This window comes from candidate division WOR-3 bacterium (assembly GCA_039801725.1).
Lineage (GTDB): Bacteria > Hydrothermota > Tepidihabitantia > Tepidihabitantales > DTDR01 > DTDR01.
Map to the genome: position 1 here is coordinate 1 of JBDRVE010000002.1, position 18442 is coordinate 18442.

The 18442-nt window shown below is 32.1% G+C and carries 15 protein-coding genes; 7 read left to right on the plus strand and 8 right to left on the minus strand.

All coding sequences use genetic code 11. The features are described 5' to 3' along the window. Positions 1-34: 34 nt before the first annotated feature. Both ABIK75_00570 and ABIK75_00575 read right to left on the minus strand, forming a co-directional pair. On the minus strand, positions 35-352 hold the full coding sequence (locus ABIK75_00570) for a hypothetical protein (GenBank protein MEO0089591.1): 318 nt from the start codon (positions 350-352) through the stop codon (positions 35-37). Further along, on the minus strand, positions 349-711 hold the full coding sequence (locus tag ABIK75_00575; GenBank protein MEO0089592.1) for a hypothetical protein: 363 nt from the start codon (positions 709-711) through the stop codon (positions 349-351). The genes ABIK75_00570 and ABIK75_00575 overlap by 4 nt, the downstream gene beginning before the upstream one ends. A gap of 229 nt (positions 712-940) precedes the next feature. On the opposite strand from ABIK75_00575, the gene mgtA reads away from it, so the two are divergent. The 3 genes from mgtA (at position 941) to nrdD (ending at position 6395) form a co-directional block, all read left to right on the plus strand. Beyond that, positions 941-3469: a magnesium-translocating P-type ATPase gene (gene mgtA, locus ABIK75_00580; GenBank protein ID MEO0089593.1), complete on the plus strand. Its 2529-nt coding sequence runs from the start codon at positions 941-943 to the stop codon at positions 3467-3469. A gap of 66 nt (positions 3470-3535) precedes the next feature. Beyond that, positions 3536-4006, plus strand: coding sequence for a transcriptional regulator NrdR (nrdR, locus tag ABIK75_00585; GenBank protein ID MEO0089594.1), 471 nt, complete (start codon positions 3536-3538; stop codon positions 4004-4006). Then, positions 3993-6395, plus strand: a complete 2403-nt coding sequence (gene nrdD / locus ABIK75_00590) for an anaerobic ribonucleoside-triphosphate reductase (GenBank protein MEO0089595.1) — start codon at positions 3993-3995, stop codon at positions 6393-6395. The genes nrdR and nrdD overlap by 14 nt, the downstream gene beginning before the upstream one ends. Here the strand turns inward: nrdD and ABIK75_00595 are convergent. Further along, positions 6388-8484 (minus strand): sodium-translocating pyrophosphatase, encoded by a 2097-nt coding sequence (locus ABIK75_00595; GenBank protein MEO0089596.1) that lies wholly within the window; start codon positions 8482-8484, stop codon positions 6388-6390. The two genes, nrdD and ABIK75_00595, sit on opposite strands and share 8 nt — an antisense overlap. Positions 8485-8539: 55 nt before the next feature. On the opposite strand from ABIK75_00595, the gene ABIK75_00600 reads away from it, so the two are divergent. The 4 genes from ABIK75_00600 (at position 8540) to fabG (ending at position 13058) form a co-directional block, all read left to right on the plus strand. Next, positions 8540-10177 (plus strand): VCBS repeat-containing protein, encoded by a 1638-nt coding sequence (locus tag ABIK75_00600; GenBank protein MEO0089597.1) that lies wholly within the window; start codon positions 8540-8542, stop codon positions 10175-10177. Between the two features lie 46 nt (positions 10178-10223). Further along, positions 10224-11669 (plus strand): ATP-binding protein, encoded by a 1446-nt coding sequence (locus ABIK75_00605; protein MEO0089598.1) that lies wholly within the window; start codon positions 10224-10226, stop codon positions 11667-11669. A 1-nt stretch (position 11670) separates the two neighbouring features. Next, positions 11671-12069, plus strand: a complete 399-nt coding sequence (locus ABIK75_00610) for a response regulator (protein MEO0089599.1) — start codon at positions 11671-11673, stop codon at positions 12067-12069. A 242-nt stretch (positions 12070-12311) separates the two neighbouring features. Further along, positions 12312-13058 (plus strand): 3-oxoacyl-[acyl-carrier-protein] reductase, encoded by a 747-nt coding sequence (gene fabG, locus ABIK75_00615; protein ID MEO0089600.1) that lies wholly within the window; start codon positions 12312-12314, stop codon positions 13056-13058. Positions 13059-13082: 24 nt separating this feature from the next. Here the strand turns inward: fabG and rplF are convergent, their stop codons facing one another. The 5 genes from rplF to ABIK75_00640 all read right to left on the minus strand — a co-directional run bounded on the left by rplF (position 13083) and on the right by ABIK75_00640 (position 18420). Continuing rightward, complete coding sequence (rplF, locus tag ABIK75_00620) at positions 13083-13649, minus strand: 50S ribosomal protein L6 (protein MEO0089601.1); 567 nt, start codon at positions 13647-13649, stop codon at positions 13083-13085. A gap of 958 nt (positions 13650-14607) precedes the next feature. Beyond that, a complete protein-coding gene (hflX, locus tag ABIK75_00625) occupies positions 14608-15843 on the minus strand; it encodes a GTPase HflX (protein ID MEO0089602.1) in 1236 nt (411 codons plus the stop codon). Then, the gene (locus ABIK75_00630) at positions 15840-16406 is read right to left on the minus strand and encodes a CDP-alcohol phosphatidyltransferase family protein (GenBank protein ID MEO0089603.1); all 567 of its coding nucleotides are present in this window, start codon (positions 16404-16406) and stop codon (positions 15840-15842) included. Before ABIK75_00630 ends, hflX begins: the two co-directional genes overlap by 4 nt. Further along, on the minus strand, positions 16403-17095 hold the full coding sequence (gene rsmI / locus ABIK75_00635; protein MEO0089604.1) for a 16S rRNA (cytidine(1402)-2'-O)-methyltransferase: 693 nt from the start codon (positions 17093-17095) through the stop codon (positions 16403-16405). Before rsmI ends, ABIK75_00630 begins: the two co-directional genes overlap by 4 nt. Beyond that, positions 17092-18420, minus strand: coding sequence for a Mur ligase family protein (locus tag ABIK75_00640; protein MEO0089605.1), 1329 nt, complete (start codon positions 18418-18420; stop codon positions 17092-17094). Before ABIK75_00640 ends, rsmI begins: the two co-directional genes overlap by 4 nt. Positions 18421-18442: the final 22 nt, after the last annotated feature.

The following is an 18442-nucleotide window of genomic DNA, read 5'->3' on the forward strand; positions in this document are numbered from 1 at the left end:
AAAGTAGTGCTCAAGAGATATTTAAAAGGACTAATTATTTACCTTTTAAAAGAAGAAAATACAACTCCTTTAATACCTCCTTTTCCAGTTTATTTCTTACCATTTCTTTCTTAATGAGATTTTCAACTTCTTGTAGTTTTCTTTTCTTTATCAATTTGTATGCTTTTCTTAGAAAGTTAAGATAACCTAAATAGAAGGTCTCTTGAATAGGATAATTCTTTAAAATTTCCTTTAACTTCTCTTCGTATTTTAAGAGTTCCTTCATCTGGTAATAATATTTATAAGTTGATTTTGGGTAATCACAACCGAAGTTGAAATAGTATTTAATAACCATTCTCTTTAATTTTCTCATAGGATAATACTAAAAAGGTCAATCCTTAATTTTTCCATAATCTCTTTATTTAAGCCTTTTGCTTCCCATTTACTTTCAGTAATCGCAACAAGTTTATAAAGCATAATACCCGAATATTTATTAGTAAGTCGCCAGATTTCCTTAACATAAGAGAAATAATATAGATATTGGGTAGGTATTGTATCTGGATGGGAATCCAAGATTGCCTTTATTTTGGTATCCAAGGAAGTGAGTTCCTGGTATTTTGGGATTACATTCTCAATCATCTGTTCTTTTAAGGCATCGTATCTTTTCTTATTAATTTCTGGTTCTAATTTAGCGATATATTTATTAATTCTTTGATAGGCGTTTCTTACCATAATATCCTCCTTTTTATATAAATTAAGTGGTGAAGGGCCATAGGCTCTTCTCCCTTACATATATATAACGGAAAAGAGTGGCAAAAGGTTACCACTTTTTTTAATTCATTTTGCGACAAATTACAAAAACCATTTATTATTTACTTTTATAATATTTTGACAAAAAGATAGAGATAATTAAAATTATAGCGAAATTGAAAGGAATTTTATATTCTATATATAAAAAGATATGGCGGAAAAGGAGATAAAGCCATTCTGGAATAAAGAACCTACGGAAGTTTTGAAAGAACTCAATACAGATAACGAAGGTCTCACGAGTGTTGAAGCAGCCCAACGTATTAAGATATATGGTCCCAATGTTTTAAAGCCTTCAAAAAGACTTACCACTCTTTCTCTTTTTCTTTCCCAATTTAAAAGTCCGATTATTATTCTTCTTATTCTTGCAGTTATTTTATCTTTTTTTCTTAAAGAATTTACCGATGCGATAATAATCCTCATAATTGTCATCGCCAGCGGTATACTTAGTTTTATTCAAGAGAAGAATGCCCAAGATGTGATTGCCAAACTTCTCGCTATTGTCCAAGTAAAAACCAAAGTCTTGCGTGATAAAAAGCCGGTTGAAATTCCGGTAGAAGATGTTGTTCCTGGTGATATTGTCCTTCTTGGTGCGGGTGATATTGTTCCTGGTGACTGTTTAGTTTTGCAATCTAAAGATCTTTTTGTTAATGAAGCAATCCTAACCGGTGAAACATTTCCGGTAGAAAAGGAACCAGGTATTATTCCAGCCGATACACCGTTAGCCCACCGTACCAATTCATTATTTATGGGTACTCACATTGTTAGCGGAAGTGCCCAAGCATTGGTTGTCTATACTGGTCGTTCCACCGAATTTGGTAAGGTTTCCGAGCGTTTAAAGCTCAAACCTCCGGAAACGGAATTTCAAAGAGGAGTTAATAGGTTTGGTTTCTTTTTAATGGAAGTAACTTCTTTGTTCGTTATTATAATCTTTGGTATGAATGTTTATTTGAAAAAACCGGTGCTCGATTCTTTTCTTTTTGCTTTGGCACTGGCAATTGGCTTTACTCCTCAACTCTTGCCGGCAATCATAAGCATCAATTTAGCGCATGGTGCCAAAGGAATGGCAAAAAAGAAGGTTATTGTCAAAAAACTTGCTTCGATAGAAAATTTTGGCAGTATGAATATTCTCTGTTCGGATAAAACTGGTACCTTGACAGAAGGGATGGTTCAAGTAAAAAAGGCAATTGATATTGAAGGTAGAGAAAGTGAAAAAGTTCTTTTTTATGCGTATCTTAACGCCTTTTATCAAACGGGATTAAAAAATCCTATTGATGAAGCCATATTGAATTTTAAAAAATTTTCTCTTGCCAGTTGTAAAAAACTGGATGAAGTTCCTTATGATTTTACTCGCAAACGGTTAAGTATCTTGGTACAAATAGAAAATGAAGTGATAATGATTACCAAAGGAGCAATTTCTAATATTTTAGAAATTTGCTCAAAAGCGGAGATGTCGGATGGAAAGATTGTTGAGATTAGCACGGTTTATCCCCTTATTGAAGAACGTCTAAATGAATTTAACAGAAATAGTTTTCGTTTTCTCGGTATTGCCTATCGGAAAATGAACGAAGATAGAACTATTTCCCAAAAAGATGAAACAGGTATGATTTTTCTTGGTTTTCTTGCTTTTTTCGATCCGCCTAAAAAGGATGTTGCCCAAACTATAAGGAAGTTAAACAGATTAGGGCTCTCTCTGAAAATTATAACTGGCGACAATAAGCAGGTGGCGATAAATGTTGCTAAACAGATTGGATTAAAAGAACCGAAGGTCCTAACCGGTAAAGAACTTCAGCAGATAGTAGATGAGGCATTGCTGGTAATAGCGCCGGATATTAACATTTTCGCCGAAGTGGAGCCCAGTCATAAAGAACGGATTGTGTTAGCTCTTAAAAAACTGGGGAATGTTGTTGGCTATATGGGCGATGGTATAAATGACATATCAGCACTGCACACTGCCGATGTTGGTATATCTGTAGATAGTGCAGTGGATGCTGCCAAGGAAGCAGCCGATATTGTTCTTTTGGAAAAAGACCTCAACGTATTATTAGAGGGTGTGCATCACGGTCGTTTAACCTTTGCCAATACACTAAAATATATTTTTATGGCAACAAGTGCTAATTTCGGTAATATGTTCAGTATGGCAGGAGTTTCTTTATTTTTACCCTTTCTTCCGCTCTTACCCAAACAGGTTTTACTTACCAATCTTTTGACCGATTTTCCCGAAATGACTATTGCTACTGATAATGTGGATAAGGAAATGATTGAAACTCCTCAACGTTGGAATATAAACTTTATCCGTCGGTTTATGATTATTTTTGGTTTGATAAGTTCAATCTTTGATTATCTCACTTTTGGAGTCCTTCTCTTTCTTCTTCACGCATCAACCGAACAATTTCGTACTGGTTGGTTTGTGAAATCGGTTGTATCAGCAGCACTTATTGTGCTTGTTATAAGGAGCCGTAGACCTTTCTTTAAAAGTTTGCCGGGAAGATATCTCTTGTTGGCAACCAGTTTAATTATGTTGCTAACCATTATCCTGCCTTGGTTGCCGATTGGGAAACTTTTTGGTTTTGTCGGTTTACCAATTTCTTTTATTTTTGTCTCATTTATTATACTGGCTCTTTATGTGATTACTGCCGAAATAACAAAATACCTTTTCTATCGAAAGATAAACAAAATTTGATATTATTACTTCTTATTGACTTTTCAATATTTTGTATTATATTTTATAAAATACAATATATTGATTATGAGATGTCCTAATTGTAATGTTGATAACGACCGGGTGATTGATTCGAGGCCGGTGTTGAATGGTGAGGCGATTAGAAGAAGGCGGGAGTGTTTGAATTGTGGCCAGCGGTTTACTACTTTTGAATATATTGAACAGATTCCGTTAATGGTAATAAAGTCGGATGGTCGAAGAGAGCCTTATAATCGAGAAAAATTAATTAAAGGAATTGTTTTGGCTTGTCGGAAGAGACCGATTTCTCAAGAGAAGATTCAGGAGATCGTTAATTTAATTGAAAAAGAAATGATTGATAATAATCAATTAGAAGTAGAATCCAAATATTTGGGCGAAAGGGTTTTAGATTATTTAAAAAGAATTGATGAGGTTGCTTATGTAAGATTTGCTTCGGTATATAAAAATTTTCAAAATATTGATGAATTTATTAAAGAAATTAAAAAGATGAAAAAGGAGGAAGAAGATGGCAAAAGTTAAAAATAGTATTATCTATGTTGAGAAAAAGGATAAGAGAAAAGAATTTTTTTCTCATAACAAAATTTTCCAAAGTATTTATAATGCTGGCTGCGAAGTTGGTCAGTTTGACAAAGAATTTTTTAAAAGATTAACAAAAGAGATTGTCAAATTATTAAGGAATGAAAACGGTGATAACGGGGTTATTGATACTGAAACGATTAGCGAAACAATAAAAAGAGTTTTGAGTCATTATGGTTATTACGAAATCCTTAAGGCTTATAATGATTTTTATAAGCGAAAACTATTTCTAAAAGAAACTGTCCAAACTGAATTTTCTTTTGTTAAAGAAGTAAAAGAGTCAACCGATTTTGCTTTATTTGTCCAAACTTCGCAAGAATTAATCGAAAAATGGGATAGAAATAAAATTGTCAAGGCATTAATTCGTGAGACCGCTTTAGATGAAGAGACAGCAAATACGATCGCTTTAGAAGTAGAGGATTTTATAAAAAAAGCCCAACCAAAGGTAATCACAAGTAATTTAATCCGAGAACTGGTCAATGCTAAATTAATTGAAAAAGGTTTGTTTGAAATTAGAAAGAGACATCAAAGATTAGGAATTCCTTTGTATGATGTTGAAAGGATTTTATTTTATCGAAATAAAGAGAACGCCAATACTCCTCATTGTCCTGAGGGGACCAATCTTACTTTAGCCGAAGCAATCAATAAACAGTATGCTTTAGAAGTTGTTTATAGTGCTGATGTTGCCGAAGCCCATATTCGTGGCGATATTCATATTCACGATTTAGGGTTTATCAACCGACCCTATTGTTCGGGGCAATCGGTAGAGTATGTGAAAAAATTTGGACTTTCTTTACCGGGTGCTTTATCTATTGCCAAACCTGCTAAACATCCGGAAACCCTTTTAGCCCATATGGTAAAATTTTCTGCTGCTTTACAAGGTCATTTTGCGGGTGCGATTGGTTGGGATGCGGTAAATATTTTTTTTGCTCCCTTTTTAGTAGGAATGTCCGATAAAGATTTATATCAACTTGCGCAAATGCTTATTTTTGAATATTCCCAACAAAATGTTGCTCGGGGAGGACAGGCAATATTTTCTGATTTAAATCTTTATTGGGAAATTCCCAAACATTTTGAAAATACACCGGCTATTGGTCCGGGTGGAGAGTATACTGGTAAAACTTACAAAGATTATTTAAAAGAAGCTCAAAGGTTTTTAAAAGCAATCTTTTATGTCTATTTAGATGGTGATGGTAGTGGTCGACCTTTCTTTTTCCCTAAGCCTCTTGTTCATATTACTGAAAGGTTTTTCCAAACGGAAGGTTATGAAGAGTTTTTATATTTAATTTCAGAAGTCGCGAGCGAAAAAGGAAATACCTATTTTGTTTTTGACCGGGGAGAAACCGCAAAAATTTCTGAATGTTGTCGCTTAGCTTTTAAATTAGATGAAAACGATCTAAAAGATGCTATGCAGCCTTGGAAAATGCGTTATTGTGCTCTTCAAAATGTTACTTTAAATTTACCAAGAATCGCTTATTTGGCTAATCATAATGATGAAATACTTTTTAACAAAATAAAAGAGTTTTTTGAATTAGCGATCAAAGCTCATATTCAAAAAAGGAATTTCTTAGAAAATCTATTAAGATTGAAAGATGAAGGACCTTTGGCTTTATTGGCAATGGAACGAGATGGAGAACCTTATCTAAGGATGTACCGAGTTACTTATCTCATTGGAATTCTGGGATTAAATGAGTTGGTCCAGTATCATTTAGGAAAAGAATTGGCAGAGGATGACGAAGCTTTTAAATTTGGTCTAAAAGTAATCGCTTATCTTAAATTCCTTTGTGATAGGTATTCTAAAATTTTTAATATGCGTTTTGTTTTGGAACAGACACCGGCCGAGAGTTGTGCCTATCGTCTTGCCAAGTTAGATATGGAATATTATCCCAACCAAGCAAAAATGGTTGTCAAGGGAAGTATTTCCAAGGATAGTGTTTACTATACTAATTCTACTTATTTAAATATCAGCGCACCAATTCCGCCAATGGAAAGAGTTTACAAAGAAGGTAAATTTCACGACCTAATTGAAGCCGGTGCTTTAACCCATATTTGGTTAGCCGATACCAAACCACCAAAAGAAAGTATTGCTAACTTTGTAATTAAAACCTTTCACTATACTCGAAACGCTCAAATTGCTTTTTCACCGGAGTTTACTACTTGTAATACCTGTTTAAAAACTTCTCGGGGATTACGTCAAGTTTGTCCTTATTGTCAATCCAAAAATGTGGACCACATAACCAGAGTAACCGGTTACTTTTCTCGGGTTTCTGCTTGGAATAAAGGCAAAAAACAGGAATTAAAAGATCGCTATAAGGGAGCAGAAATTATTTAAATAGCGAATAGCGTAAGATAAATCCCAAAAAAACAATCGAAATCATTGACATCAATTTAATTAAAATATTAAGAGAAGGACCAGCAGCATCTTTAAAGGGATCGCCGACAGTATCACCTACTACCGCGGCTTTATGAGCAGAAGAGCCTTTGCCGCCAAAATTTCCCTTTTCGATATATTTCTTGGCATTATCCCAAGAGGCACCAGCATTTGCCATCATTACCGCACAAACAAAACCAGCAGTTAAGGCACCCGCTAAAAGACCGCAAACTCCTTCGACTCCCAAAAAAATACCAACAAGAATTGGTGCGATAATTGCTAATAAAGCGGGCAAAATCATTTCTTTTTGGGCTGCTCTGGTACAGATACCTACCGCCTTGCCATAATCCGGTTTTGCTTTTCCTTCTAATAAACCGATAATTTCCCGAAATTGTCGTCTCACTTCTTCAACAATTTTCTGTGCTGCTCGGCCAACTGCTTTCATAATCAAAGAAGCAAAAGCATAAGGGAGCATTGCTCCCAAAAATAATCCGGCGATTAACCGAGGGTTTAAAAGAAATAAATCTAATATTTTTTTACCTTCGCTAACAATCTTTACTTCTTCGCGATAAGAAGCAATTAATGCTAAAGCAGTTAATGCTGCTGAACCAATAGCAAAACCTTTACCTGTCGCAGCTGTCGTATTCCCTAAAGCATCTAAAGCATCGGTTCTTTCTCTTACATAAGGTGGTTGGTGAGACATCTGGGCATTGCCACCAGCATTATCAGCTACCGGACCATAAGCATCGCTAGCCAACGTTATTCCTAAAGTAGAAAGCATACTAACTGCCGAAATTCCGATTCCGTAAAGTCCTAAAGAAAAATTATAAAAACCACCGCTTAAATAAAAACTACAGATTACTCCACAAGCAACAATAATTACAATCGCTAAAGTAGACAACATCCCTACTGAAATGCCTTCAATAATTACCGTTGCTGGCGAAGCTGTGGCTGCCGAGGCTAAACTACGAGTAGGTAAATAAGCATCGGAAGTAAAAAATTCAGTAAAGAAACCAATACCAATACCTACTAATAAACCAGCAAGAACTGCCCAATAAATATTTATATATTCATTGCCCAAAACTGATTTTACAGCAAAATAAGAGAATAAAGCAACAAGGAAAGTGGCTAAATAGATTCCTCTTCTTAAAGCACTGAGTAAAGCTAACTGATTTGCTTCTTCTCCTGTTCGGACAAGAAAATAACCAACAATCGAAGAAACGGTTCCAATTCCCGCAATAACGAGAGGTAATAACACTCCGTTCTCTTTTAATCCAGCAGCAACTGATAAAGCCATTGTTGCTACTATAGAGCCAACATAAGATTCATACAGATCGGCGCCCATTCCAGCAATATCACCAACATTATCGCCAACATTATCGGCAATTACTGCTGGATTTCTTGGATCATCTTCAGGAATTCCAGCTTCTACTTTTCCAACTAAATCAGCACCCACATCAGCAGCTTTTGTGTAAATTCCTCCACCAACCCTGGCAAAAAGTGCTTGAGAGGAAGCACCAATTCCGAATCCCAGCATAGTGGAGGTAATTTTTTCCATCCGAATTGTAATTTCTAAAGATTGATAGACTTTAGAAAGAATAAAATACCAAATCGCTAAATCTAATAAAGCAAGTCCGACGACCACTAAACCCATTACCATTCCGGCAGAAAAGGCGATCCTTAATCCAGCATTTAATGATCTTTTACAGGCATTAGTTGTTCTTGCTGAAGAACGAACACCGATTGACATTCCAATAAATCCTGATAAACCGGAGAAGAAGCCACCGGTGATAAAAGCAAAGGGAACAAATATCGGTAACATTTTATTTAAAGCCAAATAAAGCAATATAATGAAAAGAACTACGAAATAAATACTAACCACTTGATATTGTCTTTTTAAATAGGCGGTGGCACCTTCCTTTACGGCTTCGGCGATTTTGCGCATTTCGGGTTCGCCTTCGTTTTCTTTAAAGATTTTGAAAATTAAAAAAATTACAAATAAAATTGCGATAATTGAACTTATTGGTGCAAAATAGTACCAGGTATTCATAGTTTTTATTATAATAATTTATTGAATTTTTTGCAAATATTTTCTATAATTTGTTATGAAAATTTTCTTAATAATTTCATTTTTGTTTAATTTAGAATATCAAGAGTCTTCTAACGGTTTGGTTCCTCCTACCTTAGAAGGTGGCAGATTGGAAATAGAAATGGTTGACATTAATTTTGATGGCAATTTAGATTTAATTTCTATTGGTGACCATGGTTCTCCTTATATCAATACTGATCAACACGGCATTATGGTGTGGTTTGGCGATGGTCGAGGAAATTGGCAGGTTTATATGAATGGTGATTTTGGTTATGGAGGGATTGCCTATGGTGATGTGAATAATGATGGTTTTTTAGATGTTGGCTATGGGATGCATCACAATTATTCAAGGAATGATTTTGGTGACCAGTTATTAGAGGTGGCTTTGGGAGATGGAACAGGCAGAAATTGGATTCCTTGGGATGATAGTTTGGCAACCCATGGTCAAGATTGGGGAATGTTTTGTGTTGATTTTGCTGATGTTAATAATGATGGGCTTTTAGATATCGGTGCTAATTCTTTTGGTGCCGATGACGGAATTCATATTTATTTAAATTTGGGTAATGGAACTTGGCGAAGAAGTTTTGGTTTTATCGGTGGCAATTCCAATATGGATTTCGTCTTTGGTGATATTAATAAAGATGGTAATATAGATTTTGCGGTTGCTCATCAATATGGTAGTGTCTATTTTGGAGACGGAACTGGTAATTTTGTTTTAGCCCACCGTAATTTACCTTCTCCAGGGCTTGTTGGTTATTATAGTGTATCTTTAAGCGATGTAGATAATGACGGTGGTATGGATTTAGGATTTATTAATCCGCAAGGTGGTATTGAAGTTTGGATTTTTAATGAAGAAGGAGATAGTTGGGAAAATTTTTCTGGCAATTTACCATCTTCGGGTTCTTATCAGAGAATACAACTTTTTGATATGAATTGCGACGGTTTTATTGATGTTATTGCCCAAGGTAATGGAGTTTTGAAAATATATTTAGGTAATGGCAGAGGCAATTGGCAGGAAACAGTAACGATTAATACTCCCTCTCCGGGAACCGGACAAGAATTAAAAGTCGGTGGCGATTGTGACCATAATGGTTATCCGGATATAATTTTAGTAACGCGAGAAGGAACTTGGCCCAATTATCGAAATCGGGCAAGATTTTTTAAAGAGACATCAATACCAGAAAATTTAAATATCTTTCCAGTTTTTCCTAAAGGTTATGAAATATTTCAACCTAATTCAGTTAATTTTATTAGGTGGCTCTCGGCTGTACCCAATCATCCCCAAAACCCCTCTTTTGTAAAAATTGAGTTTTCTGCTAATGGATCTAATGGACCTTTTATTACTCTTACCGATTCTTTTCCTAATACTGGTTTTTATCAATGGCAAATTCCCAATATTATAAGTAATAACTGCTATCTTAAGTTTACTTTATTTACTGCCACCGATACTGTTTCGGCATTAACTAACCGACCTTTCGCCATAGGTATCACTAGCGATATTAAAGATTATAAAGATGGTAAAATAAAAAGGAAAAATTTTGAAACGGCAAAGACTTTTAATATTACAGGTCAAGAGGTTAAAAAAAATCAGAAAAAAGGAATATATTTTGTTAAGGAAAATAAAAAGTTTAAAAAATTGGTTATTATCAAATAAATTAAATATTGATTTTTAGACAATTTATTTTTAAAATTAAATTAAAATGCTAGAAGATTTTTTAAATATTTTCGGTAATTCGTTGCAATTCGGTTTTATTTATTTTAGTAAAGATGGGGTTATAAAATTTGTTAATAAAAGTTTTGTTAATCTTTCTCAACTGTCAGAAAGTGATTTGATTAATAAAAATTGGTCAGAAATAATTGCCGAAGAAGATAAAAGATGGGTAGAGGAATTTTTTCGGGAAAATAAAAATAGAAATTTCTCCTTAGATTTTCGTATTAGAAAAAATTCTTTGCCAATTCGTTGTTTTTTTTCTCCGATTGAAAAGGAGAAAGAATTGATAGGGTATGTACTCACTCTTTTCACCCTGGAGAAAGAAAAAGAATTAGAACGAGAGATTGCCATTTCAACAAATATCTATCATGAGATTATGGAAAATGCTATTGATGGAATTTGTATCTTAAAGGATAACAAAATTATTTTAGCTAATCGCCGTCTAGAAGAACTTACTGGCTATTCGGTTGAGGAACTTAAAGATATTAGTATTTTAGATTTGATTAGTTCACCTGATAAAGAGAAAATAGCTCTAATAATTGAAAAACCGGAGAATATCTTTTCTCCCCTTCATTTTGGAGTAAAAATCATTAATAAAAATAAATTTGAAATTGATACGGAATTGAGAATTGTACCAATAACAAAAAATGGTCTTAATTCTTTAATTTTCTTTTTCCGAGATATAACTTATTTAAAAGAACTGGAAAAATTAAAAACTGATTATTTTGCAATGGTCTCCCATGATTTAAGAAGTCCACTCACCACTATTAAAGAAGCTGCTACTATTTTACAAGAAATGGTGAAAGATAAATTACCTAAAGAAGGCGAAAAATTTTTCAGCATTATTTTTGAAGAATTAATACGCCTTTTTCATTTAATTGACAACTTGATTGAAGTTTCTCGTTTAGAGATGGGAAAAATAAAATTGAATTTCCAACCTACCGATATTCACCAATTAATAAATAAAGTAATAGAACGTTTTAATATTTTTATCCAAAAGAAAAATATCAAAATTGAAAAAAAATATCATTCCTATCCTATAAAAGCAGAAATTGACCCCGACCGTTTTTCTTCAGTGATTAGTAATCTTTTAGATAATGCTATTAAGTATTCGCCAGAAAATGGTAAAATCACTATTATGACACAAAAAGTTGATCCCAATTCGACAATTTTAAAAGAAAAAAAATTAAAGGCTAATCTTTCTTATTTATTGATAGGAATTACTAATGAAGGTCCTGCGATTCCTAAGGAATATCAAGAAAAGATTTTTGATAAATTCGAAAGAGTTGAATTAAAACCAGGAATAAAAGGGATCGGGTTAGGGTTAACAATTGTTAAAAATATTATTAAATTACATAAAGGAGAAATTTGGGTGGAAAGTAGCCCCGAGAAAGGAACAACTTTTTATTTTTTAATACCATTAACTCCAAAATAATATGGAAGAAAAGAAATATAAAATACTATTAGTAGAAGACGAAGAAAACTTAAGAGAACTTTTAAAATATCAATTAGAAAATGCTGGTTACCAAGTTATCACAGCAAGCGATGGTCTTGAGGCATTGGATCTTGCGAGAAAAAATAAGGTAGATCTAATTATTTTAGATTTGATGCTTCCAAAACTTGATGGTTATACGGTTTGTCGACTTTTAAAATTTAGTGAACAGTATCGAAAGATTCCGCTCATTATGGCAACTGCTCGAACAAATCCCGAAGACAAAGAACGTGGATTGGAAATGGGCGCTGATTTTTATTTAACAAAACCATTAAATAGTCAGGAATTATTGGAAAAAATTAAGGAGCTTCTAAAACCAAAAGAAATTCCTAAAGAAACTTAAACCCTTTCGCTTCCCGTTATACTTTTCTCTTTCTGATAGAAAAATTAGCAATCATTAAAAGACAATTAGAATAAAAAGTTTTTGGTATTTTACTGATTTTAACGGTAGAGATAGTTTTTGGGATAACAAAAAATAAAAAAGTAAAGAGAGAAAATACTTGTTGCAATTTAATTAAAAATAGTGAAAAATTCTTGAAAGAAAAAAAATTTTTATTACACTTATTAGGTAAAAAGGAGAAAATAATGTTTAATTTCAAAGAGAAAAGGATAATTATTACCGGTGCCGGTCAAGGGATTGGAAAAGCAATTGCTAAAAAGTTTGCAGAATTTGAAGCCTTTATTGCCGTTTGCGATATTAATGAGGAAAATGCTCAACTAACCGCTAAAGAGTTAGAAATCATTGGTGGCAGAAGTCTTCCTTATAAAGTAGATGTTAGCAATTATAAAGAAGTAAAAGAGGTAGTTAAAAAAATTGCTCAAGATTTTTCCGGTATTGATATTCTTATCAATAATGCCGGAATTGTCCGTGATATGCTTTTATTAAAAATGGAGGAAGAGGATTTTCAAAAAGTAATTGATGTGAATTTGAAAGGTACTTTTAATTTTACTAAAGCTGTCTTGCCTTATCTTTTAGAAAAGCGCTGGGGAAGAATTATAAATATTGCTTCTATAATTGGTGAAATGGGAAATGTCGGTCAAGCAAATTATGCGGCTGCGAAAGCAGGAATTATTGGTTTTACCAAAAGTGTCGCTAAAGAGGTTGCTAGTAAAAATATCACTGTGAATGCCATTGCTCCGGGTTTTATAGAAACGCCGATGACCGAGAATTTAAAACCAGAAATAAAAGAGAAATACTTATCATTAATTCCTTTAAAAAGATTTGGCAAACCGGAAGAAGTGGCTTATCTCTGCATATTTTTATGTAGCGAAATGGCCAGTTATATAACCGGCCAGGTTATCAGGATTGATGGCGGTCTTTTGATGGGATAATTTTAAAATTTATAGATATCAGAATTAAGTAGCAGAAACAGCTTTTTTACCTGGTTTAAGTTTGATAACTTCTCCCTTATATCTTATGCCCTTCCCCTTATATTTGTCGGGAGGCTTAATCTTTCTGATATTGGCGGCAACTTGCCCTACCAAATACTTATCAATTCCTTTTACTACAATTTCAGTTAAAGGAGTTTTAGGATCATCAGGATTAGGAGCCTGTCTAACATCTACTTCAATTCCTTTGGGAATAGGAAAATCTACCGGATGAGAAAAACCAACAAAAAGTTGAATACCTTCTTTTGTTTTTTGTACCCGATAACCTTGTCCTCTGACTTCTAATATTTTCTCAAATCCCTTTGTCACACCGACTATCATATTATTTATCAAAGCCCACATTAATCCTCGGAATTTTTTTGCCTTAGGAGATTTTTCTTTTACTTTAATTTGGTTATCTTCTAAAATAACATCCACTTGTGGATGGATTTTCATACTCAACTGTCCCAAAGGACCCCAAACATAAATTTCGTTGTCTTTCAATTCTAATTTTACATTTGTTGGTATCGTTATTGGTCGTTTACCAACTGGCATAGTATAAATTATATTAAAAATTATTTTAAAGTCAAATAAATAAAAACGCATTAAAATGTGTTTATCAGGGAAAGGTTAATAAAGATCTTTAAATAAAAAGAATCATAAAATTGGCAACTATTAACACTCTTTTGGAAAGCCTAAATCCTTAAGATTAACTATTGAAACTTGATTCCCAGTTGTACATGGTTTTTAACTAAATATTATTAACTTCGTTTTATAATAAAAAAGTAACCTTAAGTTTTTTACGTTATTTATATATGGGGAAAAGAAAATATTTTACTAAAGTCAAAGTATAAAGTAGGAATATTAATTAAGAAAGGGATAATAATTAAGTAAGACTGCGACGTTTTGAGACCATTCAATAGGATTGGGAAGATTAGAATATTAGCAAATATTGAAAATTTAGAAAAAAGATCTATTAAAAAGATAAATTAAAGATAGAAATAGTTAACACAGAAATTTTTTATTTAATATTTAAATAAGTTCCTTTTTGCTTATATTGTTTCTTCGGCTCTACTTTTATAAAACAAGGGGATTTTATTTTTTGTTAAAAAGGAACTGGATGGTAGAGAGTGTAAAAAATTAGAGAAAAAATGAATAGGTAAAATTGCCGATTTCATCTTTTCATTCCCAATTGATTATTTTGTTGAATAATCAGTAGCAGAATTATTTTGGAAATCGGATAACAATATAACTTAATATATAAACTTCTATAATCTCCTAGCAATTTTTGTAGCAATAGATTTTGTTCTATTTATCTTCTGAAAATAGGATTGGTATCTAAATCTATGAAATAACTTTTTATCTTCTTAATAAAATATTCCTTTTAAGATGCTAACTATTGCTTTTCTTTCATAAAAGATGAAGAAATGTTCTAAACTATTATTTCGGATTATTAAACTTCTAATTATTTATTAATCTATTGGCGGTGTTCTCTCAATTAATTAGGAGTAAATTATATTCTTGATAAAAGACTATAAAGAATATTTGGATAACTTAAGACTTTTACCTGATATTCTTTTTCATTTTCTTTAAAATCCATAACATAAGTTTTTTGATAAACTTCTTTTAAAAGATATCCTTTTTCTTTGGGAATTTTTAAGGTTTTTCTTTTTAAGAATTTTCTTATTCTTTTTTTTATTAGATTTTTTAAAGAATTTAAGTTTATTTCTTTTAAAGCGGAAATAAAAATAGCATTAGGATATTCCCTTTTTAATCTCTGTAATTGGATTTTTTCGAAAAGAAGGTCAATCTTATTAAAAACCAACACAATTTTTTCCTCTTCGCAGCCAATTTCTTTCAAAGTTTCTTTTACCACGTTAATTTTTTCTACTAAATTTTCTGAAGTAGCATCAACTAAATGAATTATTAAATCACTTCTTTTAATATCCTCTAAGGTGGCATGGAAAGCAGAAATTAATTGAGGAGGCAAATTTTTGATAAAACCTACCGTATCGGTAATCAAAATTTTAATATTAGGAAAAATTTCAAAAGCTTTTGTGTTTGCATCTAAAGTAGCAAAAAGTTCATCAGAAATATAAACATTTTCTTTGGTTAGCGCTTTGAAGAGCGTTGATTTTCCTGAATTGGTATAACCGGCTAAAGCAATTTTAAAAAAATATTCTCTCTGGGCTCTTTGAATTTCTTTGGTTTTTTTTAGTTTTTCCAAATTTTTCTTTAAAAGATAAATTCTTTCTTTAATTTTTCTTTTATCAATTTCTAATTGTTTTTCACCAGGCCCTCGTGTTCCAATTCCACCACCTAATTGAGAAAGAGTTTTACCTTTACCGGTAAGCATTGTCAATTGATAAGAAAGTTGTGCTAGTTCTACCTGTAACATTGCTTCAGCAGTTCGGGCATGCCGAGCAAAAATATCTAAAATTAAAGCTCTTCGATCAATCGTACGGACATTAACTATTTCCTCAATGTTTCTTATCTGGGAAGGGGTTAATTGGTTATCAAAAATTAATAAATCAATTTTATGTTGTTGACAGATTCGTTTTAATTCCTCTATTTTACCTTTTCCTAACAATGTTTTGGGCGAAGGATTCCTCTTTATTTGGATAAAACTACCAACAACTTCTCCACCAGCCGTTTCGGTAAGAGCTTTTAATTCTTCTAAATCATTAATTTTTTGGTATTTTTCTCGCTCATTTCTTATCAGGGCAATTAAGATTACCCTTTCTTTCATAGATTTCTTAGAGAATGAGATATTCTTTGAATAAAGGTCCCTAAGTTGCCGATTATTAAAATTACCAACAGATAAGCAAAATATTTCTTTAACAAAAAAGAGCCGATTATTAAAAATAACATTCTTGTTGGTCTTTCAAATATTCCTATTTTACATTCGATTCCCACCCCTTCTGCTCGAGCACGAGCATAACTTACAAAAAGAGAAGAGGCAAAAGCCAGAAAGGGAAGAAAGGCAACTTTAGAATTTTGATAATAAAGAAAAAGACCAAAGAAAATGAAAAATTCAGTCAAGCGATCAATAATCGAATCTAAAAAAGCACCCCTTTTAGTTACTTTTTCTCTTTTTCGCGCAAGTTCTCCATCGATAGTATCGGCTAAAGCAATTAAGATAAGAAAAATTCCTGCCTTTAAAAAATTTCCTTGGAAATAAAAATAACTAGCAAAAATAGAAAAAAAGAGTCCACTTAAAGTAATAAAGGTAGGAGATATTTTTAGATAGACTAAAAATTTGACAAGAAAATAAAGAAAACGCGTCAATTTTCTTTTGGTTGTTTCTTTCATTCTTCTTTACCCTTTACAATCAGCACTATTTCACCTTTTATTCTTTCTTGCTTTTCTAATCTTTTTTTTAAAATCTCAATTATTTCGCTAATTTTCCCTCTTAAAACCTCTTCAAATTTTTTGGTTAATTCCCGACACAAAGCAATTTCTCGATCCCCGAAAATTTCTAAAAAGGTATTTAAAGTTCTCATTATTCGATAGGGTGATTCATAAAACACCATCGTTCTTTCTTCGTTTACCAAATTTAAAAGTTTCTTTCTTTTTCTTCCTTCTCTTTTGGGCAAAAATCCTTCAAAGGCAAAACGGTCAGAGGGTAAACCAGAAACAATTAATCCTGCAATCATTGCTGCTGGTCCTGGAATTGGACTTATTTTTATTCCTTCCTTAATTACTTCTCGTACCAAATAATAACCAGGATCAGAAATTACTGGTGTACCGGCATCAGAAACAAAAGCCAAACTTTCTCCCTTTTTTAAAAGCTGAATAATCTCTGGAGTTTTATTAAATTTATTATGTTCATTATAAGAAATTAAAGGTTTTTTAATTTGATAATGATCAAGTAGAATTTTTGTCCGGCGGGTATCTTCACAAACAATGTAGGAGACTTCTTTTAATATTTCTAGAGCTCTTAACGTGATATCTTTTAAATTGCCGATAGGTGTGGCCACCAGATAAAGGATTCCGCTCATTTTTTATTATGAAAAAGCGATTTTAAAATTTCACCGGCAAGATAGAAAGAGCCGGTTATTATTAATAATTTTTTTTCCTTATTAGCTTTTTTGAAAACATAATTAAAAGCTTTTTTAACCGAAGAAAAAGCAGTATGTTTCAATTTGATTTTTTTTGCCAATTCTTTTAATTTATTTAAAGGAGTGGCTCTTTTTGTTTTTGCTTTAGTAAAAACAATCTCTTGTGACACAGGTTTTAAAAATTTCAACATTTTATAACTATCTTTATCTTTTGATACTCCAAAAAGAAAATAATATTTTTTGGAGTTATTTATTTTTGTTAACGTTTCTTTGAGAGATTTAATCGAAATTGGGTTATGAGCGGTATCAATAATGAGAAAGCCGCCATTATAAGAAATATAAGAAATTCTTCCTAAAAGAGGTACGTTATTAATTGCCCGTTTAATAGCGGAATAATTAATCAATTTATGGTTTTTACTTAAAAGGAGAAGGGTAGTAAGTACTAAACCAATATTTTCTTTTTGAAATTCGCCAATTAAATTAGTATGAATAATATCTTCTTTGAAATTATTTTCGAAAGTTTCTTTTAAAAAATTAACAAAAAAAGTTGTGCCTTTAGTGGAAATTTCTAATAAATGAAAGGAGAAATAATCATCGGAATAGAAAATTTTAGAATTTTTTTTATTACACACTTTTTGAAAAACTCTATCAACAGATTTGCGTTGGTGAAAAGTTATTAAAGGTACTTCTGTATGAATAATACCAGCTTTTTCGTAGGCAATTCTCGATAGAGTTTTTCCTAAAATTTCTGTGTGGTCGTAATCAATTCGAGTGATTATGGAAATAATTGGATTTACTACATTAGTAGCATCCAATCGGCCTCCTAAACCTACTTCTAATATCACAAAATCATGAGGTTTTCTTAAAAAGAATAAAAAAGCAATAGCAGTTAAAGATTCAAAAAAAGTTAATTTGTGCATTTTTATCAATTTCTTTAAGTAAAAAGTTAATTCAGTAAATTCTTCTTTTTCAATGGGATGATTTTGAAACTGAATTCTTTCACGTAAACTTATTAAATGAGGAGAAGTGTAAATTCCCACTTTATATCCACATTCTTTTAAACAATTTCCTAATATCGAAGCTGTAGAACCTTTGCCTTTAGTACCAGCAATTAAAATAGGATTTTTTAAAAAGCGATGGGGGTCTCCTATTTCAGAGAGAAAATTTAAAAAACGGATTAATTTAAAATCATTATAATTTGCCTTTTTTCTTTCGTAATTAATTAAACTTGATAAAAAATTAATTGCTTTTTTATACGAATTCATACAATTAAATATAATACATTTT